At 70.8% G+C, this 18,834-nt stretch carries 16 protein-coding genes; 8 read left to right on the top strand and 8 right to left on the bottom strand.

What is annotated here, in order from left to right; genetic code table 11:
* Nucleotides 1–84: 84 nt before the first annotated feature.
* Together FSW06_RS13005 and FSW06_RS13000 are read right to left on the bottom strand one after the other, a co-directional pair.
* A complete protein-coding gene (locus tag FSW06_RS13005; protein ID WP_010119905.1) occupies nt 85–1,908 on the bottom strand; it encodes a S9 family peptidase in 1,824 nt (607 codons plus the stop codon).
* A 12-nt stretch (nt 1,909–1,920) separates the two neighbouring features.
* A complete protein-coding gene (locus tag FSW06_RS13000; RefSeq protein ID WP_010119906.1) occupies nt 1,921–3,264 on the bottom strand; it encodes a circularly permuted type 2 ATP-grasp protein in 1,344 nt (447 codons plus the stop codon).
* A 62-nt stretch (nt 3,265–3,326) separates the two neighbouring features.
* Between FSW06_RS13000 and FSW06_RS12995 the strand changes: the two genes are divergently transcribed.
* Nucleotides 3,327–4,724: a C1 family peptidase gene (locus FSW06_RS12995; RefSeq protein ID WP_010119907.1), complete on the top strand. Its 1,398-nt coding sequence runs from the start codon at nt 3,327–3,329 to the stop codon at nt 4,722–4,724.
* 20 nt (nt 4,725–4,744) lie between these two features.
* The gene (locus FSW06_RS12990) at nt 4,745–6,085 is read left to right on the top strand and encodes a C1 family peptidase (RefSeq protein WP_010119908.1); all 1,341 of its coding nucleotides are present in this window, start codon (nt 4,745–4,747) and stop codon (nt 6,083–6,085) included.
* A 21-nt stretch (nt 6,086–6,106) separates the two neighbouring features.
* Here the strand turns inward: FSW06_RS12990 and FSW06_RS12985 are convergent, their stop codons facing one another.
* Complete coding sequence (locus tag FSW06_RS12985; RefSeq protein WP_238525941.1) at nt 6,107–7,174, bottom strand: CE1 family esterase; 1,068 nt, start codon at nt 7,172–7,174, stop codon at nt 6,107–6,109.
* 111 nt (nt 7,175–7,285) lie between these two features.
* On the opposite strand from FSW06_RS12985, the gene FSW06_RS12980 reads away from it, so the two are divergent.
* Complete coding sequence (locus tag FSW06_RS12980; protein ID WP_010119910.1) at nt 7,286–8,644, top strand: lipase family protein; 1,359 nt, start codon at nt 7,286–7,288, stop codon at nt 8,642–8,644.
* A gap of 157 nt (nt 8,645–8,801) precedes the next feature.
* Here FSW06_RS12980 and FSW06_RS12975 read toward each other — a convergent pair whose 3' ends face one another.
* From FSW06_RS12975 to FSW06_RS12965, 3 genes are read right to left on the bottom strand one after another with little or no spacing between them, the layout of a single operon-like run.
* Entirely contained in the window at nt 8,802–9,044 is a 243-nt protein-coding gene (locus FSW06_RS12975) for a hypothetical protein (protein ID WP_010119911.1), read from the bottom strand.
* Nucleotides 9,011–9,415, bottom strand: a complete 405-nt coding sequence (locus FSW06_RS12970) for a hypothetical protein (RefSeq protein WP_010119912.1) — start codon at nt 9,413–9,415, stop codon at nt 9,011–9,013. Before FSW06_RS12970 ends, FSW06_RS12975 begins: the two co-directional genes overlap by 34 nt.
* 34 nt (nt 9,416–9,449) lie before the next feature.
* On the bottom strand, nt 9,450–9,776 hold the full coding sequence (locus FSW06_RS12965) for a hypothetical protein (protein ID WP_029449293.1): 327 nt from the start codon (nt 9,774–9,776) through the stop codon (nt 9,450–9,452).
* 106 nt (nt 9,777–9,882) lie between these two features.
* On the opposite strand from FSW06_RS12965, the gene FSW06_RS12960 reads away from it, so the two are divergent.
* Nucleotides 9,883–10,869, top strand: a complete 987-nt coding sequence (locus FSW06_RS12960; protein ID WP_139024432.1) for a MinD/ParA family ATP-binding protein — start codon at nt 9,883–9,885, stop codon at nt 10,867–10,869.
* A gap of 30 nt (nt 10,870–10,899) precedes the next feature.
* On the opposite strand, the gene FSW06_RS12955 is transcribed toward FSW06_RS12960, so the two are convergent.
* A complete protein-coding gene (locus FSW06_RS12955; RefSeq protein WP_010119917.1) occupies nt 10,900–14,100 on the bottom strand; it encodes an error-prone DNA polymerase in 3,201 nt (1,066 codons plus the stop codon).
* A 133-nt stretch (nt 14,101–14,233) separates the two neighbouring features.
* Between FSW06_RS12955 and FSW06_RS12950 the strand changes: the two genes are divergently transcribed.
* Genes FSW06_RS12950 through FSW06_RS12935 form a run of 4 tightly spaced genes read left to right on the top strand, consistent with a single transcriptional unit; the run spans nt 14,234 to nt 17,579 of the window.
* A complete protein-coding gene (locus FSW06_RS12950) occupies nt 14,234–15,133 on the top strand; it encodes a MetQ/NlpA family ABC transporter substrate-binding protein (protein WP_010119919.1) in 900 nt (299 codons plus the stop codon).
* 6 nt (nt 15,134–15,139) lie between these two features.
* Entirely contained in the window at nt 15,140–16,189 is a 1,050-nt protein-coding gene (locus tag FSW06_RS12945) for a methionine ABC transporter ATP-binding protein (RefSeq protein ID WP_010119920.1), read from the top strand.
* Complete coding sequence (locus FSW06_RS12940) at nt 16,186–16,884, top strand: methionine ABC transporter permease (protein ID WP_010119921.1); 699 nt, start codon at nt 16,186–16,188, stop codon at nt 16,882–16,884. The genes FSW06_RS12945 and FSW06_RS12940 overlap by 4 nt, the downstream gene beginning before the upstream one ends.
* 11 nt (nt 16,885–16,895) lie before the next feature.
* A complete protein-coding gene (locus FSW06_RS12935; RefSeq protein ID WP_139024433.1) occupies nt 16,896–17,579 on the top strand; it encodes an AMIN-like domain-containing (lipo)protein in 684 nt (227 codons plus the stop codon).
* On the opposite strand, the gene FSW06_RS12930 is transcribed toward FSW06_RS12935, so the two are convergent.
* Nucleotides 17,566–18,753, bottom strand: coding sequence for a sucrase ferredoxin (locus FSW06_RS12930; RefSeq protein WP_010119924.1), 1,188 nt, complete (start codon nt 18,751–18,753; stop codon nt 17,566–17,568). The two genes, FSW06_RS12935 and FSW06_RS12930, sit on opposite strands and share 14 nt — an antisense overlap.
* Nucleotides 18,754–18,834 lie beyond the last annotated feature (81 nt).

Raw genomic sequence — 18,834 nt, 5'->3', positions numbered from 1 at the left:
GTCCCACCGTTCCCGGGCGTCCCCCGGGGACGACGTACTTTCACTATCGACACAACCCTGGAACCGTTAGCAGTCGCACAGCAGTCACACAGCAGGCGCCGGCGCGACCCCGTGCCGGCGCAGCCACTTCACCATGGCCACGGCGATCCGCCGCCGGTTGACCTCCTTGACGAACACGTGGCCCTCATCGTCGAGGACCAGGGCGTCCGTCGGGACGCCGCGGGCGTCGAGCGCGGCCTTCATCCGGACGAATTCACCGGGCGGGACATTCGTGTCGTTCGCCCCGTGGATGAACAGCACCGGGGTGCTCACCTGATCCGCGCGGTGCAGCGGGGAGACCGCCCGCAGCAGTTCACCGTCCTGGATCGGGTAGCCGTACTTCGGGTACGCGGCGGAGGCGATCCACGGTTCGGTGTCCCGGTAGAAGGTCTCCAGGTCGCTCATCCCGCAGGCGCACACCGCGGCGGCGAACAGGTCCGGGAACCAGGTCACCGCGATGTTCACCAGGTAGCCGCCGTACGATCTGCCGCTGACCGCCAGCCGCGACGGGTCGGCGATGCCGGCGTCCACGACGAACGCCGCCGAGTCCGCCAGGTCGTCGATCCCCGCGAACCGGCCGTAGCGGTTGTCCGCGTGCATGAACGCCCGCCCGGAGCCCGCCGAACCCCGGACATTGGGGGTGAACACGGACACGCCCGCGTCCAGGACGGCACGCAGTACGTCGTGGTGCTCCGGCCGGGACTGTCCCTCCGGCCCACCGTGGAAATGGAGCAGCATCGGTCGCGGTCCGTCGCCGGCGCGGTAGAGCCAGCCGGACAGTTCCAGGCCGTCGCGGGCGGTGTAGTGCAGCAGCTCCGGCGCTGTCACCGGCACTGTCACCGGCGCTGTCACAGGCGCCGTCACAGGGTCGGGGCGCCCGGGCTCCGGGCCGCCGAGCGGGGTGACGGTGCCGGTGCGGGTCGCCACCAGGTGGACGGCGGGAGCGGTGTCCGGGCTCTCCACGGTCAGCGCGAGTGTCGCCCCGTCATCGGTGATCGTCAGTCCCGCGGCGACCATGCCCGGCAGTTCCACCGACCGGCGGGAGACGACCCACTGGTCCTCACCGAGCCGGAGGATCTCCAGGGCGGAGCGCCCCGAGAGGTTCCACAGCACGGCCACGGTCGACAGGTCCTCACTGATGCAGAACTCGTCGCAGTCCGCCTCACGGTGGACGATGAGGTCCCGGGAGCGCATCACCCCGTCGGTCTCGCGGACCCGCAGGACGCGGCTCCGGTCGGTGCCGTGGTCGCTGCGGACCAGCAGGACCGGCGGCTCCTCCCCGACCGGCGGCAGGATCCTGCCGCCGTCCGTGGTGGACCCGGGCTGCGGGGACAGGACCGGACGCCACGATCCGTCCGGGCGGATGAGCAGCAGTTCCCGGTTGGCGCGCGGCCCCACCCGCATCAGCGCATAGCCGGATTCGGCGGCGATGAGTTTGCCGTCGGCCCGCCGGTCGATGACGACGGTCCGCTGGGTCACCGGGTCCAGCAGCCTGCCTTCGGCGATCCCGTCGTCCCGGACCGCGTCGATGGCCAGGACCGTGTTGTCCCACTCCACCAGGGACGTCTTCGCGTCCCCGGAATCGCGCAGCAGCGTGGCACCCGGGTCGTCGGGGTCGGTGGAGACCAGCCAGATCTCGTTGCGTTCGGTGCCGCCCGGGGAGACTTCGACGGCGAGCCACCGGCCGTCGGGGGAATACCGGACGCCGACCGCGGGGCCTTCGCTGGGTACCCGGACGGGCCGTTCGGTGCCGCCGAGGGTGGCCTGCATCGCCCGGGGGAGGCGTGTGCCGTCGTCGCCGGCGTCCCGCAGGATGTAGGCGATGGCGGTACCGCCGGGCGCGATGCTGGGTGCGTAGGTGTGCCTCACAGTCCGCCGATGCTACCGGGCGACGATCCAGGTGTCCTTCGCTCCGCCACCGCGCGACGAGTTCACGACGGTCGAGCCCCCGGGTGCGACCCTCGTCAGTCCGACGGGCGCCACCGAGGCCGTCACGCCGGACGCACCGTCGCGCAGGTGGGCGAACATGCGGAGGTCGACGTGCCGCTCGCCGCCGTCGAGGACCGGCTGTGTGGACAGCGGCACGAGCTCCTGGGCGATGAACCGCTCCGGGGCCGCCCGCAGTTCCTCCCGCCGCGCGGCCACCTGGGACGCCGTGCACTCCGGGCCGACGGTGATGCCGGACCCGCCGTACCCGTCGACGGGTTTGACGACCAGCTCACCGACCCGGTCGATCACCTCGGCGAGCTGGCCGGGGTCGGCGCACAGCCAGGTGCGCACCTGGTCCAGCAGCGGTTCCTCCGCCAGGTAGTGGCGGACCATCGCGGGCACGAAGGTGTAGACGGCCTTGTCGTCGGCCACCCCGTTGCCCGGCGCGTTCGCGACGGCGACGGTGCCGGCCGCCACGGCGTCCCCGATGCGGTCGGGCAGCCGGGACTCGACGACGCGCAGGTACACCACGTCGATCCGGCGCCTGCTCTCCCCGCTGATGTGCCCGCTGATGTCCCACAGTGCCGGCACCCCGTGGTCGTCGGCGTCCACCACCATTTCCGCGGGCGCGAGCAGGGTGAAACCGCCGGCCCGGGCGACAGCCGTCTGCTCGGCCCAGGTGCTGTCGTCCGGCCCCTCGGTCGCCACGGCGACATGCGCCTCCGCCGGTTCCACCCCTGTCGTGCAGGCGTGGACCGCGCACCGCAGGGTCATGCACATCTCCTCCAGCGCCCCGGACGGGTCGAGCACGGCCGGCGCCCCGGCCAGCAGTTCCGGGAAGTGCACCTGCGTCATCCGCCGGGCCTCGAGCGCGAAGGTCATCCCCGACGGCATCCGCAGATTGTCCTCCAGGATGCACCAGCGGCCGGTCACGGCGTCCTGCACGAGATCGGAACCGTAGACGTGGACGCGCACCCCGCCGGGCCGGACGCGACGGCCCAGCTCCCCGGCGCCGCGGAACTCCGGTGACCGCTCCAGGACCTGCCGCGGCACCACCCCGGCGCGGAGGATCTCCGCCGGTCCGTACACGTCGTCGAGGAACAGGTCCAGCGCCCGGGCCCGCTGCCGTACCCCGGCGGCGAGCCGGTCCCACTCCGCCTCCCCGATCCTCCGCGGCAGCGGATCGACCGGGAAGACGACGTGCCCGTCACCGCCGGCTGCGCGGAAGGTCACACCCCGCCGGCGGAGGTCCCCGTGCGCGACGCGCAGCCGGTGCCGCATCTGTGCTGCATCCATGTTCCGAGGTTACCGCCGGTGCGGCGGTCCCGCGCGGCGGAACGACGCGTATAACAGACTCCATGCCTGTTTTTCCGACTCCCCCTCTCACCCCTGAGCGGCTGGCCGGACTGCGGGAGACCGCAGTCGGGGATCCCGCCCTGCGACTCGCCACCAACGCCGTGACCGCCACCGAGGTCGACAAGGTCACCCTCAACCACGCCGCGGTGACGGCCCTGAACCCGACGACCGAGGCGAAGCTGGACACGCTCGGCGTCACCGACCAGAAGCAGTCCGGCCGCTGCTGGATGTTCGCCGGACTGAACGTCTTCCGCCACCGCATCGCCGAGAAGCTCAACGTCGCCGACTTCGAGTTCTCCGAGGCCTACCTCCAGTTCTACGACAAGCTGGAGAAGTCGAACCACGTCCTGCGCAGTCTGGACGCCCTGTTCCGCGACGGTGTGACCGACCCTGACGACCGCACGGTGCAGGCCCTGCTCGCCGCCCCCGCCCACGACGGCGGCCAGTGGAACTACCTGGTCAACCTCATCTCCCGGTACGGCGTGGTCCCGAAGTACGCCATGCCGGAGACCTACGGCTCCGGCCGCACCCCGCAGCTCGACAAGCGGCTGTCGACCGTGCTGCGCCGTGCCGCCGTCGCACTGCGCACCGCCGCGGCGTCCGGGCAGGACACCACCCCGCTGCTCGACGCGGCCCTGACGGACGCCCACCGCGTCATCGCCACCCACCTCGGCCTGCCGCCCACGGAGTTCGTGTGGCAGTACCGCGACAAGGACGGCGACTTCCACCGGGCCGGCACCCGCACCCCGCAGGAGTTCGCCGCCGAGGTCCTCACCGACGAGCTCACCGGCGGACTGGACAACTACGTCAGCGTGGTCAACGACCCGCGCGAGGAGAACCCCTACGGCCGCGCCTACGCGGTGCGCTACGAGACGAACGTCTGGGACACCCCCGACTTCTCCTACGTCAACGCCGGCACCGCCGAACTCAAGCGGCTCGCCAAGGCCTCCATCGACGCCGGTGACCCGGTGTGGTTCGCCTGCGACGTCAACCGTCAGTTCGCCTCCTCCCTCGGGGTCTGGGACGCGCACCTCTACGAGCGGGACGCCCTCTACGGCACCGACACGGCCACCACGAAGGCCGAGCAGATGCGCACCCGTGAATCGATGCTCACCCACGGCATGGTCCTCACCGGCTACGACGACGAGAGCGCCGCGACGACCACCTGGCGGGTGGAGAACTCCTGGGGCACGAAGTCCCACGGTGAGCACACCGACCTCGGCGCCGCCGGGGCGATGAAGGGCTACGGCACCATGGCGGACTCCTGGTTCGACGACAACGTCTTCCAGGTCGTCGTCCACCGGAAGTACCTCAGCGACGACCGGGGTGAGCTGCCCGGCCTCGCCGACCTGGACCGCGGCGAGATCACGGTCCTGCCGATCTGGGACGCGATGGCCTGAGCGGCCGGGGAAGGACACACATGAACATCACAAAGACACAGCAGCTCGCCGACGGCCTCGCACAGGACGCCGCCTGGCGGACCGCCCGCAACGCCGCCACCGCCACCGACGTCGAGACCCTGACGCTGGACCGCGCGGTCCTCGCCGGCACCGACAGTTCCATGTCGGTGAAGCTGGACAGCTGGGCCGCCGCCGACCAGCAGCGCTCCGGGCGCTGCTGGCTCTTCGCCGGTCTCAACAGCCTGCGCGGCGACATCATGGACACCACCGGTATCAAGGACCTGGAACTCTCCCAGTCCTGGCTGCACTACTGGGACAAGCTGGAGAAGGCCAACTACTTCCTCGGCGCCATGGCACAGCTCGCCGACCGGCCGTTGAGCGACCGCACCGTCCAGCACCTGCTGGACACCCCCGCCGAGGACGGCGGCCAGTGGAACATGTTCGTCGCCCTGGTCCGCAAGTACGGCGTGGTGCCGAAGTACGCCATGCCGGAGACCTGGTCGTCCTCCCACACGAAGTCGATGAACCGGGACCTCGCCACCGCACTGCGCGCCGGGGCCCTGCGGATCCGGGCGGAAGCCTCGGTGAAGGATTCCGTCAGTGCCGCCGCCGGCGTCGCCGCCGCCCACGAGGAGGCCCTTGCCGCGGTCCACCGGATCCTCACCGCGCACCTCGGCGTCCCGCCGGAGGAGTTCCTCTGGCAGTACCGCGACAAGGACGGGGAGTTCCACCGCGAGGGCGTGCGCACCCCGCTGCAGTTCGCCGCGGAGTACCTGCCCGACGACCTCGACGACTACGTGTGCGTGGTCAACGACCCGCGGGAGACCTCCCCCTACGGGGAGCTGTTCACCGTCGAGTACCTCGGCAACGTCATCGGCGAGGACGGCCCGGAACCGGTCACCTACCTCAACGCCCCCGTCGACGTGCTCAAGGCCGCGGTGGTCGACGCACTGCAGGACGGCCGCCCGGTGTGGTTCGGCTGCGACACCGCCGCCCAGACCGACCGCACCCGCGGGGTGTGGGACGCGCACCTGCACGACTACGAGGGTTTCTACGGTGTGGACCTGGACCTCGACAAGGAACAGCGGGTGCTCACCGGTGAGTCGATGATGACCCACGCCATGGTCATCACCGGCGTCGACCTGGCGGAGGACGGGACGCCGCGGCGCTGGCGCGTGGAGAACTCCTGGGGCGACAAGGCCGCCGAGAAGGGGTTCTGGACGATGAACGACTCGTGGTTCGGCGAGTACGTCTTCGAGATCGCCGTGCACCGCGACCGGCTGCCGCAGCAGTACCGGGACGCCCTGTCAGGCACCCCGCACGTGCTGCCGGCCTGGGACCCGATGGGTGCGCTGGCCTGAACCGGCTGGAGCTGGAGCCGGCTAGAGCCGGTGCCCGCTGACGAACGACCAGACCTCGGTCGTGGCGTCCATCGAGAAACTCGTCGGTTCCGCCTGACTGCTGGCCGGACCCGCCGGCCGGGACTCCCTGCTGGCCCCGGACCGGCCCGTGTCGTCACCCGGCCAGGAGTGGCCGCCGTCGCCGACCCGCAGGTGCACCACCGACCGTGGCTGACCGTCGGCGGACGGCCGGCACATCGGCCACTGCACCCGCCGGACGTTGTCGGCCAGTGAGGTCGTCACCGGGTTCGACTGGCAGCCGGCCCGACCGGCCACCTCCTGCGCCATCGACCGGGCTGCGGTGTAGGGGCTGCCGTGCCGGGATCCACCGTCGTAGTCGATGGTGCGGTCCTGCGCCCCGTGGACGTCGAGCATCGAGGTCGTCCCCGGCGCGCAGTCGGAGTGCGTCCCCGGGTAGTAGGCCGCCGACACGGCCGCCACCGCGGCGAAGACCTCCGGCTTCCGGCACGCGAGCTTCGCGGCGAAACCACCGCCGTTGCTCATCCCCGTCGCGTAGATCCGCGACCGGTCCAGCGTGTACGTGGTGTTGAGGGACGCCAGCATGTCGTCGGTGAACTTCAGGTCCTCGCCCTCTCCGGTCTTCGCGTACGGGGCGCCCTCCCAGGCGTCCCCGACCCCCTGCATGTAGACGACGATCGCCGGCAGCCGGTCCAGGCCGGTGAACTCCTGTGTCTCCGCCGCCGTTCCGCCGTAGCCGTGGTAGGTCAGCAGGACCGGCGCCGGCCGGTCCTTCCGGTAGTCGGCGGGGACGTGGACGACCGCGTCACGTGCGCGGCCGCCGCTGCTGACCCGTACCCGGGTCGACTCTCCGGGGGCGGCGGCCGGCAGCGGCGTCCCCTCGCCCAGCTGCGCCTCGGTGACCGCCGCCGGACGGACCTGGGTGGACTGGCGCACGACCGTGTCCCGGTGCGCGGCGAGCACGTCCCCCGGCTCCCCCGCCGCTGAGCGCGAGCTGAGTGCCGCCCCACCGCCCACGAGCCCGAGGGCGAGGACAGCTGCTCCGACCCGGGCCACGACTGTTGAACTCACGGTCACCTTTCTAGTGGTCAGCGCCCCTCCGGTCAACGTCGGGCGACGCTGGACACGACATCTTTGGCATTTCCGAAACATATGGCTTCATACAGACTACTGGCTTCGGTCATGACCGTTTCTCCGCTCCGCCGTGGCCTGCGCGCCACCGCCACGCTCGCCGCCTCCGCCGCCGTCGTCGCCGGCCTCTGCACCGTCCCCACCGCAGCCGCCGCCGAGGGCTACTCCCTCGCCGACGCCGATCCCTCGATCACGCAGCCGGCGTCCGACCCGTTCTACACGCCGCCGGCGGAGCTTCCGCAGCAGCCCGGCACCCTGATCCGCGACCAGTTCGCCCCGCAGCTGCTCGACGCCTTCGACACCGGCGACACCCCCGGCCGCGCCGACAAGATCCTCTACTCCACCACCACCCAGGACGGCGACACCGTCGCCGCCTCCGGCACCGTCATCGAGCCCGCCGGACAGTGGACCGGAGCCGGCCCCACCCCGACCGTCGTCTTCTCCCCCGGTACCCGCGGCTCCGGGGACGCCTGCGCCCCGTCCCGGGCCGGTTTCCAGTTCTCCGGGGTGGACACGGACTCCTGGAACGTCAACCTCAACTACGAGTACCCCTTCTACGCCATCGCCTCCGCCCTCGGCATGCGCGTCGTCGTCGCCGACCTCGTCGGCCTCGGGACGCCCGGTCAGCACACCTACGTCAACCACACCGAGGAGGGTCACGCCGCACTGGACGCCGCCCGCGCCGGCCTCGCATTCGCCGGGGCCCCCGCTGATTCGCCGATCGGCTTCTTCGGCTACTCGCAGGGTGGCGGGGCCGCCGCCGGTGCCGCCGAGCATGCGGCGTCCTACGCCCCGGAACTCAACGTCAAGGGCACCTTCGCCGGCGCGCCGCCGGCCGACCTGGTCAGCGTGGCCGGGGCGATCGACAGCCACATGATCTCCGGTGTGCTGGGCTACGCCCTCAACGGCGCACTGGCCCGCCACCCGGAGCTCGCACCGCTGCAGGACAAGTACTTCAACGACAAGGGCAAGCAGTACATGGCCTCCACCGCCGACGAGTGCATCGGCAACTCGGTGGCCCACTGGGCCTTCACCGACACCCGCACGCTGACGAAGGACGGCCGGTCGTTCTCCGAGCTGATCCAGGATGACGACCAGCTGCGTGAGGTGCTCACGGACTCCAACTACAAGCTGGGTTCCCGTGAGCTCAACGCCCCGATGCTCCTGGCCAACGGCCGCAACGACGACACGATCCCGTGGTCGCAGGCCCGGGACCTCGCCGCCGAGTACTGCTCCTCGGGTGGCACGGTGCAGTTCGACACCGATGAGACGCCCTCGATCCTGCCGAAGTCCGTCATCAACCATGCGGTGCCGATGCTGACCCAGGCCGGGTCCGCGTTCCAGTACCTCTACGGCCGCTTCAACGACACCGGCGATCAGCCGGCCCCGTCCAACTGCGGCCAGTTCTGACCGGTACTGACCGGTACTGACCGGCCGTCCCCGGTCAGCCGGCGGCGCCCCGGCCCCTCCCCGGCGGCCCTGCCGACACCCTCCCCGGAAAGTGTTACCGGCTTCGGCCGGTAACACTTTGCGGCCCGGCGCTCCGCACCTCCGTCGGCCCGGCATCTCAGTCGCCCTCCCACCGGGCGAGCCGTCGTTCACACAACCCGACGGCGTCCCGGAGGACCTTCCCGAAGGCCGCCGCATCGTCGAGATGCCCCTTCGTCACCCGGACCACGTGCCAGTCGAGGTTCGCCAGCTCCGCGTTGATCCGGGAATCCCTGTCCCGCACCGACCGGTGGAGATGCCCGGACCCGTCGTACTGCAACGCCAGCTTCAGCTCCTCGCAGCCCAGGTCCAACCGCGCCACGATCCGGCAGCTCCCGGTCGCACCCCCTGCACCGGGTCAGACACCGTCCCGTCGGCGTGGACCACCATCTGCGAGCTGAAGACCCGCCCGGTCCCCGTCATGATCTTCCGGACCATCAGCCGCATGAGTGTCTCCATCGGTGATTCCCCGCCCCGGTCGCACCAGCCCGTCAGCAGCTCCATCCTGTTGCGGTCCAGGTGATGTCCGCAGGCCTCCGGGAGCTCCTCCGGGTCGATGCCGAAGGTCCGGCACATGGCGTCCACGAGCTGGACCGCCTGCGTCCCGGTGTCCGTCAGCCCGGTCCCTACCGGAACTACCCAGGAGTGTTCTCCGCTCCACAGTGACTGCAGGCAGTGGATCAGGGTCAGCACCGGGGCCGTCACCTGCAGGTCCGGGAACTCCGGGTCAATCCGGTAGGTGGGGATCCGCGCGAGTGCACGCGTTCTCCGCGGCCGCCGTCCACCCCGCCATCACCCGGTCTGGGTGCGCCAGATGGCGCAGTCTCGCCCGCGTCACGGCGTCCAGCTCATACGCCGGCCCCCGGGGGTGCGCCTGTGCACCTGCGGACACGAGCGCGGCGTCCCGGACATTCTCCTTCGGCACCCACAGGCCGTTCACCTGCACATGGGTCTCCTCCAGCAGCTCCGGGGAGGCCGCCTTCCGCCCCAGTTCCCCGGCCCGCACCGGACGCAGCCGCTGTGCCACGTGCAACGGCGTGACCCACCCGCGCATGATGCGTCCGTCCAGTTCCCCGCCCCGGTATGCCACAGCGCTCCCCGCCACCCCGAATTTCCCCGAAAGTACTTTTGCCGTCTGACATTACTGTAGCGTCACCGGCATGACCGGGGGATCCGAATTTCCAGCAGCTCCAGCCCTGCCAGCACTGCCGGCACCGACCACACTCGACCACGCCGACCTGCAGGGATCGGTCGTCGCACCACCACCGTCCGGGTGGCGGCGCATGGTGCACCGCCTGTCCCGCGGGCGGGTGAATCCGGGCGAGTCCGCGGCACAGGCCGCCGCCCGGGAGATCACCGACCGCATCCGGACGCCCCTGCGCGGCGACTACCGCATCGCCGTGCTGAGTCTGAAAGGCGGCGTGGGGAAGACGACGACCACGGTCGCACTCGGCGGCATGTTCGCCTCGGTACGCGGTGACCGGGTCATCGCCGTCGACGCGAACCCGGACCTCGGGACGCTCGCCCGGCGCGTGGTCGACGATGCCGCCGCCCCCACGGTCCGCGACCTCCTCGCACTTCCGGACGCCACGAGGTACCCGGCGGTCCGCGCCTGCACCGGTCAGGCGCCGAGCCGACTGGAGGTCATCGGTTCCGACCGGGACCCGGCGGTCTCCGAGGCGTTCAGTGAGGCGGACTACCGGCGCACCGTCGACGTCCTCCGGCACCACTACAACATCATCCTCACCGACTGCGGGACGGGCCTGATGCACAGTGCCATGGCCGGGGTGCTGGACCTGGCGCACATGCTGGTGCTCGTCACCTCCCCGGCACTGGACGGCGCCCGGTCGGCGGAGGCGACCCTCGACTGGCTGGACCATCACGGTCACGGTGATCTGGTGGCGAATGCGGTGGTCGTGGTCTCCGGGGCGCATCCGGGGCAGGCGGCCGTGGATCCGGAGGTGCTGACCTCGCATTTCACGGCGCGGACGCGGGCGGTGCGGGGCATCCCGTTCGACCGGCACCTGTCGGAGGGGTCCGTGGTGGATCTGGACCGGCTGGCACCGGCGACCGTCCGGGCCTACCGGGATCTGGCGGCGACCGTCGCGGAGGATTTCGCCGGGTGGCACCGCCACGCCGCTGTGTGATTCCGGCTGCGTGATTCCGGCTGTGTGACCTCACCGGAAGTCCCGGGACCGGCCGCCGAGTGCCCCGGCCCCGGCGTTCTCGGCCGCGAGGTCGGTCAACCGGTCGGCCCGGACCGTCGCCGCCCCGGAGGCGTTCTCCACGATGCCGCGGACGAGCAGCAGCCGGGCGGTCGAGGCCACCCGCCGCTGGGCGCGCCACAGCCCGGGCGAGACCATGACGTTGATCAGTCCGGTCTCGTCCTCCATGCCGAGGAAGGTCACCCCGCCGGCGGTCATGGGGCGTTGCCGGTGGGTCACCACGCCGGCGACGAGGATGCGGCGTCCGTCCGGCACGGCGAGCAGGTCGGACGCCGCGACGACCCGGTGGTTCCCCGGCCGGGCGTCGAGCCACCGCCGCAGCAACCGGACCGGGTGGCCGTCGGTGGTGATGCCGGTGGACATGATGTCGGCGGCGGCGAGATCGAGGTCGCTCATGCCGGGCAGTGTCGGGGTGGTGGCGACGGACGTGCCGGGCAGCATGCCGGGCCGTTCGGTGGCGGCGATGCCGGCCGCCCACACCGCCTGCCGACGGGTCAGGCCGAGACTGTCGCACGCCCCGGCGCGGGCCAGTGCCTCGACCTGGTCGACGGTGAGTCCGGCGTCCCGGGAGAGGTCGGCGACCGTGGTGAACGGGGTCTCCTGTCGGGCAGCGACGATCTGCTCCGCGACGTCGCGGCCGATCCCCCGCACCGCGGCGAGTCCCAGCCGGAGCGCCCCGCCTGTCTCGACGTCCGCCTCGACACCGGACACGGTGACGTCGACCGGCCGGATCTGCACGCCGTGGCGCCGGGCGTCCGAGATCAGCGACTGCGGCGAGTAGAACCCCATCGGCTGGGCGCGCAGCAGGGCGGCGCAGAATTCGGCGGGGTGGTGGTACTTGAACCAGGCGGAGAAGTACACCAGGGAGGCGAAGGACTGGGCGTGGGATTCCGGGAAGCCGTAGGAGGCGAAGGCGAGGACCTTGTCCCACAACCGGTCGGCGACCTCCCCGGTGATGCCGTGCAGGTCGGCGGCCCCGGCGAGGAAACGGCCACGCATCTGCTCGAGTTTCGCCGGGGAGCGTTTGGATCCCATGGCGCGGCGCAGGGCGTCCGCTTCGGCGGGGGTGAAGCCCGCGGCGACGACGGCGATCTGCATGAGCTGTTCCTGGAACAGCGGGACGCCGAGGGTGCGCCCCAGCACCGGTTCGAGGCAGGGGTGGTCGTAGACGGGGTCCTCCTCGCCGTTGCGGCGGCGGATGTAGGGGTGGACCGAGCCGCCCTGGATGGGGCCGGGGCGGATGAGGGCGACCTCGACGACGAGGTCGTAGAAGCGGCGGGGTTTCAGCCGCGGCAGGGTCGCCAGCTGTGCCCGGGACTCGACCTGGAACACGCCGACCGCGTCGCCGGCGGCGAGCATGGCGAAGACCTCCGGTTCGGTGGGCTGCAGCTGCCACAGTTCGATGCGGCGTCCGGTGGTCTGTTCCACCAGGTCCACGCAGTGGTGGAGGGCTTCGAGCATGCCGAGTCCGAGCAGGTCGAATTTGACCAGGCCGACGGCGGCGCAGTCGTCCTTGTCCCACTGCAGTACGGAGCGCTCCGCCATCCGTGCCCATTCGGTGGGGACGACGTCGGCGATGGGCCGGTCGCAGATGACCATGCCGCCGGAGTGGATGCCGAGGTGGCGGGGCTGTCCTTCCAGCCAGGACGCCACGGCGGTCACCGGGGCGGGCGGCTGCGCCACACCGCGGACCCAGGCGTCCACCTGGCCGGGATCGTGGCCGAGGGCGCGGGCGGCGTCCCGCAGGGCCCCTTTGCGCCGGTAGGTGATGACGTTGGCGACCTGGGCGGCGTTGTCGCGGCCGTAGCGGGCGTAGACGTACTGGATGGCCTCCTCGCGGCGTCCGGATTCGATGTCGAGGTCGATGTCGGGCGGCCCGTCGCGTTCGGGTGAGAGGAAGCGCTCGAACAGGAGGTCGGCACCGACGGCGTCCACGTTGGTGATGCCGAGGGCGAAGCAGACCGCGGAGTTCGCCGCGGAGCCGCGGCCCTGGCAGAAGATGTCGTGGCTGTGGCAGAAGTGGACGATGTCGTGGACGATGAGGAAGTAGCCGGGGAAGCCGAGGTCCCCGATGACCTCGAGTTCGTGGTCGATGACCTGCCAGGCGTGCGGGTCCGTGTCCCGGTCGCCGTAGCGGCCGACGGCGCCGCGGCGGGTCAGTTCGGTCAGCCAGCTCATCTCGTCGTGCCCGTCGGGGGTCGGGAAGTGCGGCAGCTGCGGGGCGACGAGGTTGAGGGTGAACGCGCAGTCCTGCGCCACCTGTGCGGTGGTGGCCACGGCCTCCTGCAGCCAGCCGCAGTCGCCGGCCAGGGCGAGCATCTCCGCCCCGGAGTGCAGCCAGGTCCCGCCGAGGGGGTGGGTGACCGGTGCGGCGGCGGTGAGGTCGGCCCGGTCGTGCAGGGCGGCTTTCGCGGCGGCGAGCCGGGCCTGGCCGGGTGCGGCACAGGTCGCGGCGGTGGTGACGATTTCGGTGAGCCCCTCCCGGACGGCGAGGTCGTGCAGGGCGGCGTTGCGGTCGGCGTCCGCCGGGCTCATGGTGAGCTGCAGTTCGACCAGGCAGTTCTCCACCCCGAAGGCTCCGACGAGGTCGGACGCCGCGGCGAGGTGTGCGTGGTCGAGCAGGATGTACCAGTGGCCGGCGGCGGCCGCGGCGAGGTCCGCCGGGGGCGGGTAGTCGACCGAGTCCTTCGTCGGGGTGGCCATGCGGGCGGCGGTGATGACCCGGGAGAGCCGGCGGTAGCCTTCCTGGCCGCGGCACAGCACGGTCAGTGGCGGCCGGTCGGGTCCGTCGAGGGAGAGTTCGGCGCCGAAGACGGTTCCGACACCCTGTTCGGCTCCGGCGGTGGCGAGCCGGGCGGCGCCGTAGAGCCCGTCGCGGTCGAGGACGGCGACGGCGGAGAGTCCGAGGCGGACGGCTTCGGCGATGTAGTCGCCGGGTTCACCGGCGCCGTGGAGGAAGTTGTAGGAGCCGGCGGCGTGCAGTTCAGCGAAGGGGACGGCGGGCGTGCCGGGACCCGTCGGGTCGGCCTCCCGTGTCCACAGGTGGGTCCGGTTCCCCTCCCCCACACCGACGGGGTGCAGTGGGCCGGTGTCCTTCCCGGAGAGGATGCGCTCGAGCCGGGACCAGCTGAGCGCCCGCGCGTTACTGAACATACGTTCGACAATAGCAGCCGGGGCGGACCGCCGTGAAAAGATCCCGACTAGACAGAGCGGTCCATTCCGGGGTACTACTACTACCATCAACCGGAATCACCGACGTTTCATCCGACCAGTTCAGGAGACCCCTATGACTATCCGACGCAGCACCCTCTTCCGACGGGCAGCCGCCGCCACCGCCGCACTGGGGCTGGCCGCCGGCCTCACCGCCTGCGCCTCCGACGGCAACGACGACGACAGCGTGATCACCATCGGCTCCACCGAGGCCGACAAGAGCCAGTGGCGCGCCTTCGAGAAGAAGGCCGACGAGGAGGGGCTCAAGGTCGAGATCAAGAGCTTCACCGACTACAACTCCCCGAACCCGGCCCTCGCCAACGGCGACCTGGACACCAACCAGTTCCAGCACATCCAGTTCCTCGCCGAGTCCAACGTCAACTCCGGTGAGGACCTGCTGCCGTTCGGCGCCACCGAGATCTTCCCGATGGGCGTCTACTCCAAGACCGCCAAGTCGGTCGAGGACATCGAGAAGGCCGGCGAGGTCGTCGTCCCCAATGACTCGACCAACGGCGGCCGCGCCATCCTCGTCCTCGTCCAGAACGGTCTGGTGACCCTGAAGAAGGACGGCATCCTCGCCCCGACCCCCAACGACATCGACACGTCGAAGTCCAAGGTCAAGGTCACCGCGGTGGACGCCTCCCAGACCGCTGTCGCCTACAACGACGGCAAGGTCGCCTCCATCAACAACAACTTCCTCCAGTCCGCCGGTGTCGACGCCAATGACGCCGTCATCAAGGACGACCCGGACGCCCCGGAGGCCCAGCCCTACATCAACGTCTTCGTCACCACCGCCGACCAGGTCGACAACGCCGACTACAGGAAGCTCGTCGAGATCTGGCACTCCCCCGAGGTCCAGAAGGCCGTCGCCGACGACACCGCCGGCACCGCCATCGAGGTGAAGAAGTCCCCCGAGGAGCTCAAGAAGATCCTCGAGGACACCGAGCAGAAGTTCCGCGACCAGGACAAGAAGTAGGAGCTGATGAGCAGCACCGCCACCCGCACCGGGACCGCCGTCGAGTTCCGGCACGTCACCAAGACCTTCCGGCAGGGCAAGAAGGAGATCACCGCCCTCGACGACGTCTCCATCGACATCCCCGGTGGTTCGATCGTCGGCATCATCGGTTTCTCGGGCGCCGGCAAGTCCACCCTGGTCCGTCAGATCAACGGGCTGGATGTCCCGGACAGCGGCGAGATCCTCCTCGACGGGGAGAACATCGTCGGTTACCCCGAGCGCCGGCTGCGCGGCATCCGCCGCAACATCGGCATGATCTTCCAGCAGTTCAACCTGCTGAGTTCCCGCACCGTCGCCGGCAACATCGCCTATCCGCTGAAACTGCAGGGGCTGGGCAAGGCCGAGCGGCAGACGAGGGTGGCCGAGCTCCTCGAGTTCGTCGGCCTGGCGGACAAGGGCCGTTCCTACCCCGAGCAGCTCTCCGGCGGTCAGAAGCAGCGGGTGGGCATCGCCCGCGCCCTGGCCACCAACCCCTCCCTGCTGCTGGCGGACGAGGCGACTTCCGCGCTGGACCCCACCACCACCCACGAGGTGCTGGAACTGCTCCGCAAGGTCAACGAGGAGTTCGGCATCACCATCGTCGTCATCACCCACGAGATGGAGGTCGTGCGCACCATCGCCGACGCCGTCGTGGTGATGAAGCAGGGCCGGGTCGTCGAGCAGGGCAGCGTCTACGAGGTCTTCTCCGACCCGAAGACGGACACGGCGGCGAACTTCGTCTCCACCTCACTGCGCAACACCCCGGACCTCCTCGAGGCCGATGAGCTGCGCACCGGGACCGGACGCCTGTTCACCGTCACCATGCAGGAGGGCGCCGGCTTCTTCCACGCCGTCTCCGAGGCCGAGCGGGCCGGGGTGAGTGTCAACATCGTCCACGGTGGTGTCACCACCCTGCAGCACCACTCCTTCGGACGCCTCACCGTCCGGCTCACCGCGCAGGACGCCGCGGGGGAGGCCGCGGTCCAGCACTTCCACGATTCCCTGACCACGACGACCGAGATCGAGGAGATCCGATGAGCCTCACCGACAGCACCGTCACCCTCCTCGCCAAGGACACCGACTGGGAGTACCTCCGGCCGATGTTCCAGGACTCGGTCTGGCAGACCCTCTACATGGCGATCTGGGGTCTCGTCGGCGGCGGGATCATCGGCCTGGTCATCGGGCTGCTGCTCTACACCACCCGGACCGGCGGGGTACTGGCGAACCGGCCGGTGTTCTGGGTCCTCAACGTGCTGGTCAACATCGTCCGGCCGATCCCGTTCATCATCCTGCTGACCGCCCTGGGCCCGTTGACGAAGATCGTCGTCGGGTCGATCCTCGGCATCAACGCCGCCACCTTCGCCATCATCGTCGCCGCGGCGTTCGGCGCCGCCCGCATCGTCGAGCAGAACCTCGTCTCCATCGACCCCGGTGTCATCGAGGCCGCCCGGGCGATGGGCGCCTCCCCGCTGCGGATCATCTTCACGGTGATCATCCCCGAGGCGCTCGGCCCGCTGATCCTCGGCGCGACGTTCATGTTCATCGCCATCATCGACATGTCCGCGATGGCCGGCTACATCGGCGCCGGCGGTCTGGGTGACTTCGCCATCCAGTACGGCTACCGTGCCTTCGACAACAACGTCACCTACGTGACACTGGTCGCGATCATCATCATCGTGCAGATCGCCCAGCTGTTCGGTAACTGGTTGGCCCGTAAGGTGATGCGCCGGTAACCTCGGTCGCTATGACGTCCCGCCCCGGTCTCCCCCGAACTCCGGGGACCGGTGTCCCTGCCGTCTCTGCCGTCTCTGCCGTCTCTGCCGCTCTTGCCGCCGTGCTGGTGGCGGGGACCGCGGTCCTCAGCGCCTGTTCGGACGACGGGGATTCCCCGGTGCCGAGCACGACGCATCCGGCCTCCGCCGCGACCGTCTCCGCCCCCGGCGCCGAACTCGGTACCCCGGAGACCGAGGACGGGCCGTTGTCCGGCAGCCAGCCCGTCAACGTCCTGCCCGGGGACGGCACGGCTCTCGTCGCCGCCCAGATCCGGGTCGGCGCACACTCGACCTACGACCGGGTCGTCGTCGAATTCGACGGCACCGGCTCCCCGGGCTGGGATGTCGGCCTGACCGACCACCCCCCCGCAGACGGTTCCGGGCTGCCCGTGGACTTCTCCGGCCGCCAGGCCATGACCATCGACCTGCGCGGGATCGACATGAACGCCACGGCGGACCGGGCCGCGGCCGGGAAGGACGCCACACCCCCGGTGAAGCTCGCGAAGGACACCGGCGCGATCCGGTCGGTCAAGGCCGCCGGGGCGTTCGAGGGTCAGCAGCGGGTCGTCGTCGGACTGGCGGACCGCAACCCGGAGTTCCGGGTGAACCTGCTCTCCTCCCCCACGCGCCTGGTCATCGACGTCATGCGGCGGTAGCCGGGGTCACCTCGGCGACATCGACGGCCGTCCAGGACCGGCCCTCCTTCGGGGCGTCCCCGCACGAGGAGACGACCGGCCAGCAGGTCCGGGATTCCAGGGTCACCAGCCAGGACCGCGCGCCGGTGCCGCTGCCCCGGTCCACCCGCACCACGGGGTTCTCCCGTGTCTTCTCCCCTGTCTTCTCCCGGCTGCCCAGTCCCTGCGCCGCCGCGGCCTCCCGCAGTGCCTGCTGGAACTCCGCCACCGGCCGGAAGTGGTCGCTGTGCTTGAGCTGCTTGAGCTCCCGGCCGCGACCGACGGTCTTCATCTCGAGGCGTTCGGCGAGCAGTTCGCCGGCCCGGCGCCGCAGCTCCGGGTCGACGGCCGCGGTCACGGCGGCATAGGCGGCGGCATCATCTGCACCGGCAGCAGGCCGCGCCGCCTTCTCCGGCCGGCCCACCGTCAGCTCCCCCGGTGCCACGGGTTCCCCGGCGGCGGCGAGACGGTCGGCGACCGCGAGTTCGGCGACCTGTCCCACGCTGTCGAACACGCCCCGACCGCGGTTCCCGGCCAGCGGCAGCCGCCCGGCGAGCACCTCGGTGAGCAGGCGGTCCGCCCCGCACACGTCGAGGCGTCCGAACGAGTAGTTCTGCGGCAGCAGGATCATCGACGGGGCGAACCGGTGGCCCTTGGTGTGGGAGGATTCCCACACCAGGTCGGGGTACTTCTCCGCCAGCGCCCCGGCGAGCGGACGCCCCTTCACCGCACAGCACCGGTCCCGCTTCCCGTGGGTGCAGACGAGCAGCAGCGGGTGGTCGACGCGGACGGCCCCCGGCACCGCGTCCGGCGTGGACAGGTCGACGTCCGGCAGGGCGTCCGGACCGTCGATGCTGAGCCGGCTGAGTGTCCCGCCGACGGCGTCCGCGATGAAGAGTGTCGCGGGTCCGGTCACCTGCTGGCCCGCCCGGCCGGGGCGGCGGATGAACTGCAGTTGTGCGCCGTTGGCCTTGAGGTACCTGCTGATGCGCCGGGCGAGATCACGGCCGAGCGCCTCCCCGTCGAGGATGTCCCGCCCCCAGCCGTGGGGGTACTCCAGGGCGAGGGTCAGCCGGCCGGACTTCGCGGTGCCGGGCAGCGGCTCGTCCGTGAGGTCCGAGCACAGTCCTGACCGGGGGTTTCGGGTGGTGGGCATGGTGCCAGTCTAGCCGCCGGAAACAGTGTTCCGGGCGAGCTAATATACTTCCGGTAACTTACCGGTGGTAGGTTACCCCCT

Origin of the sequence: Corynebacterium nuruki S6-4 (assembly GCF_007970465.1) — a bacterium.
GTDB classification, from domain to species: domain Bacteria; phylum Actinomycetota; class Actinomycetes; order Mycobacteriales; family Mycobacteriaceae; genus Corynebacterium; species Corynebacterium nuruki.
Note: the sequence above shows the minus strand (reverse complement) of the source record. Positions and strands in the feature narration are given on the sequence as shown.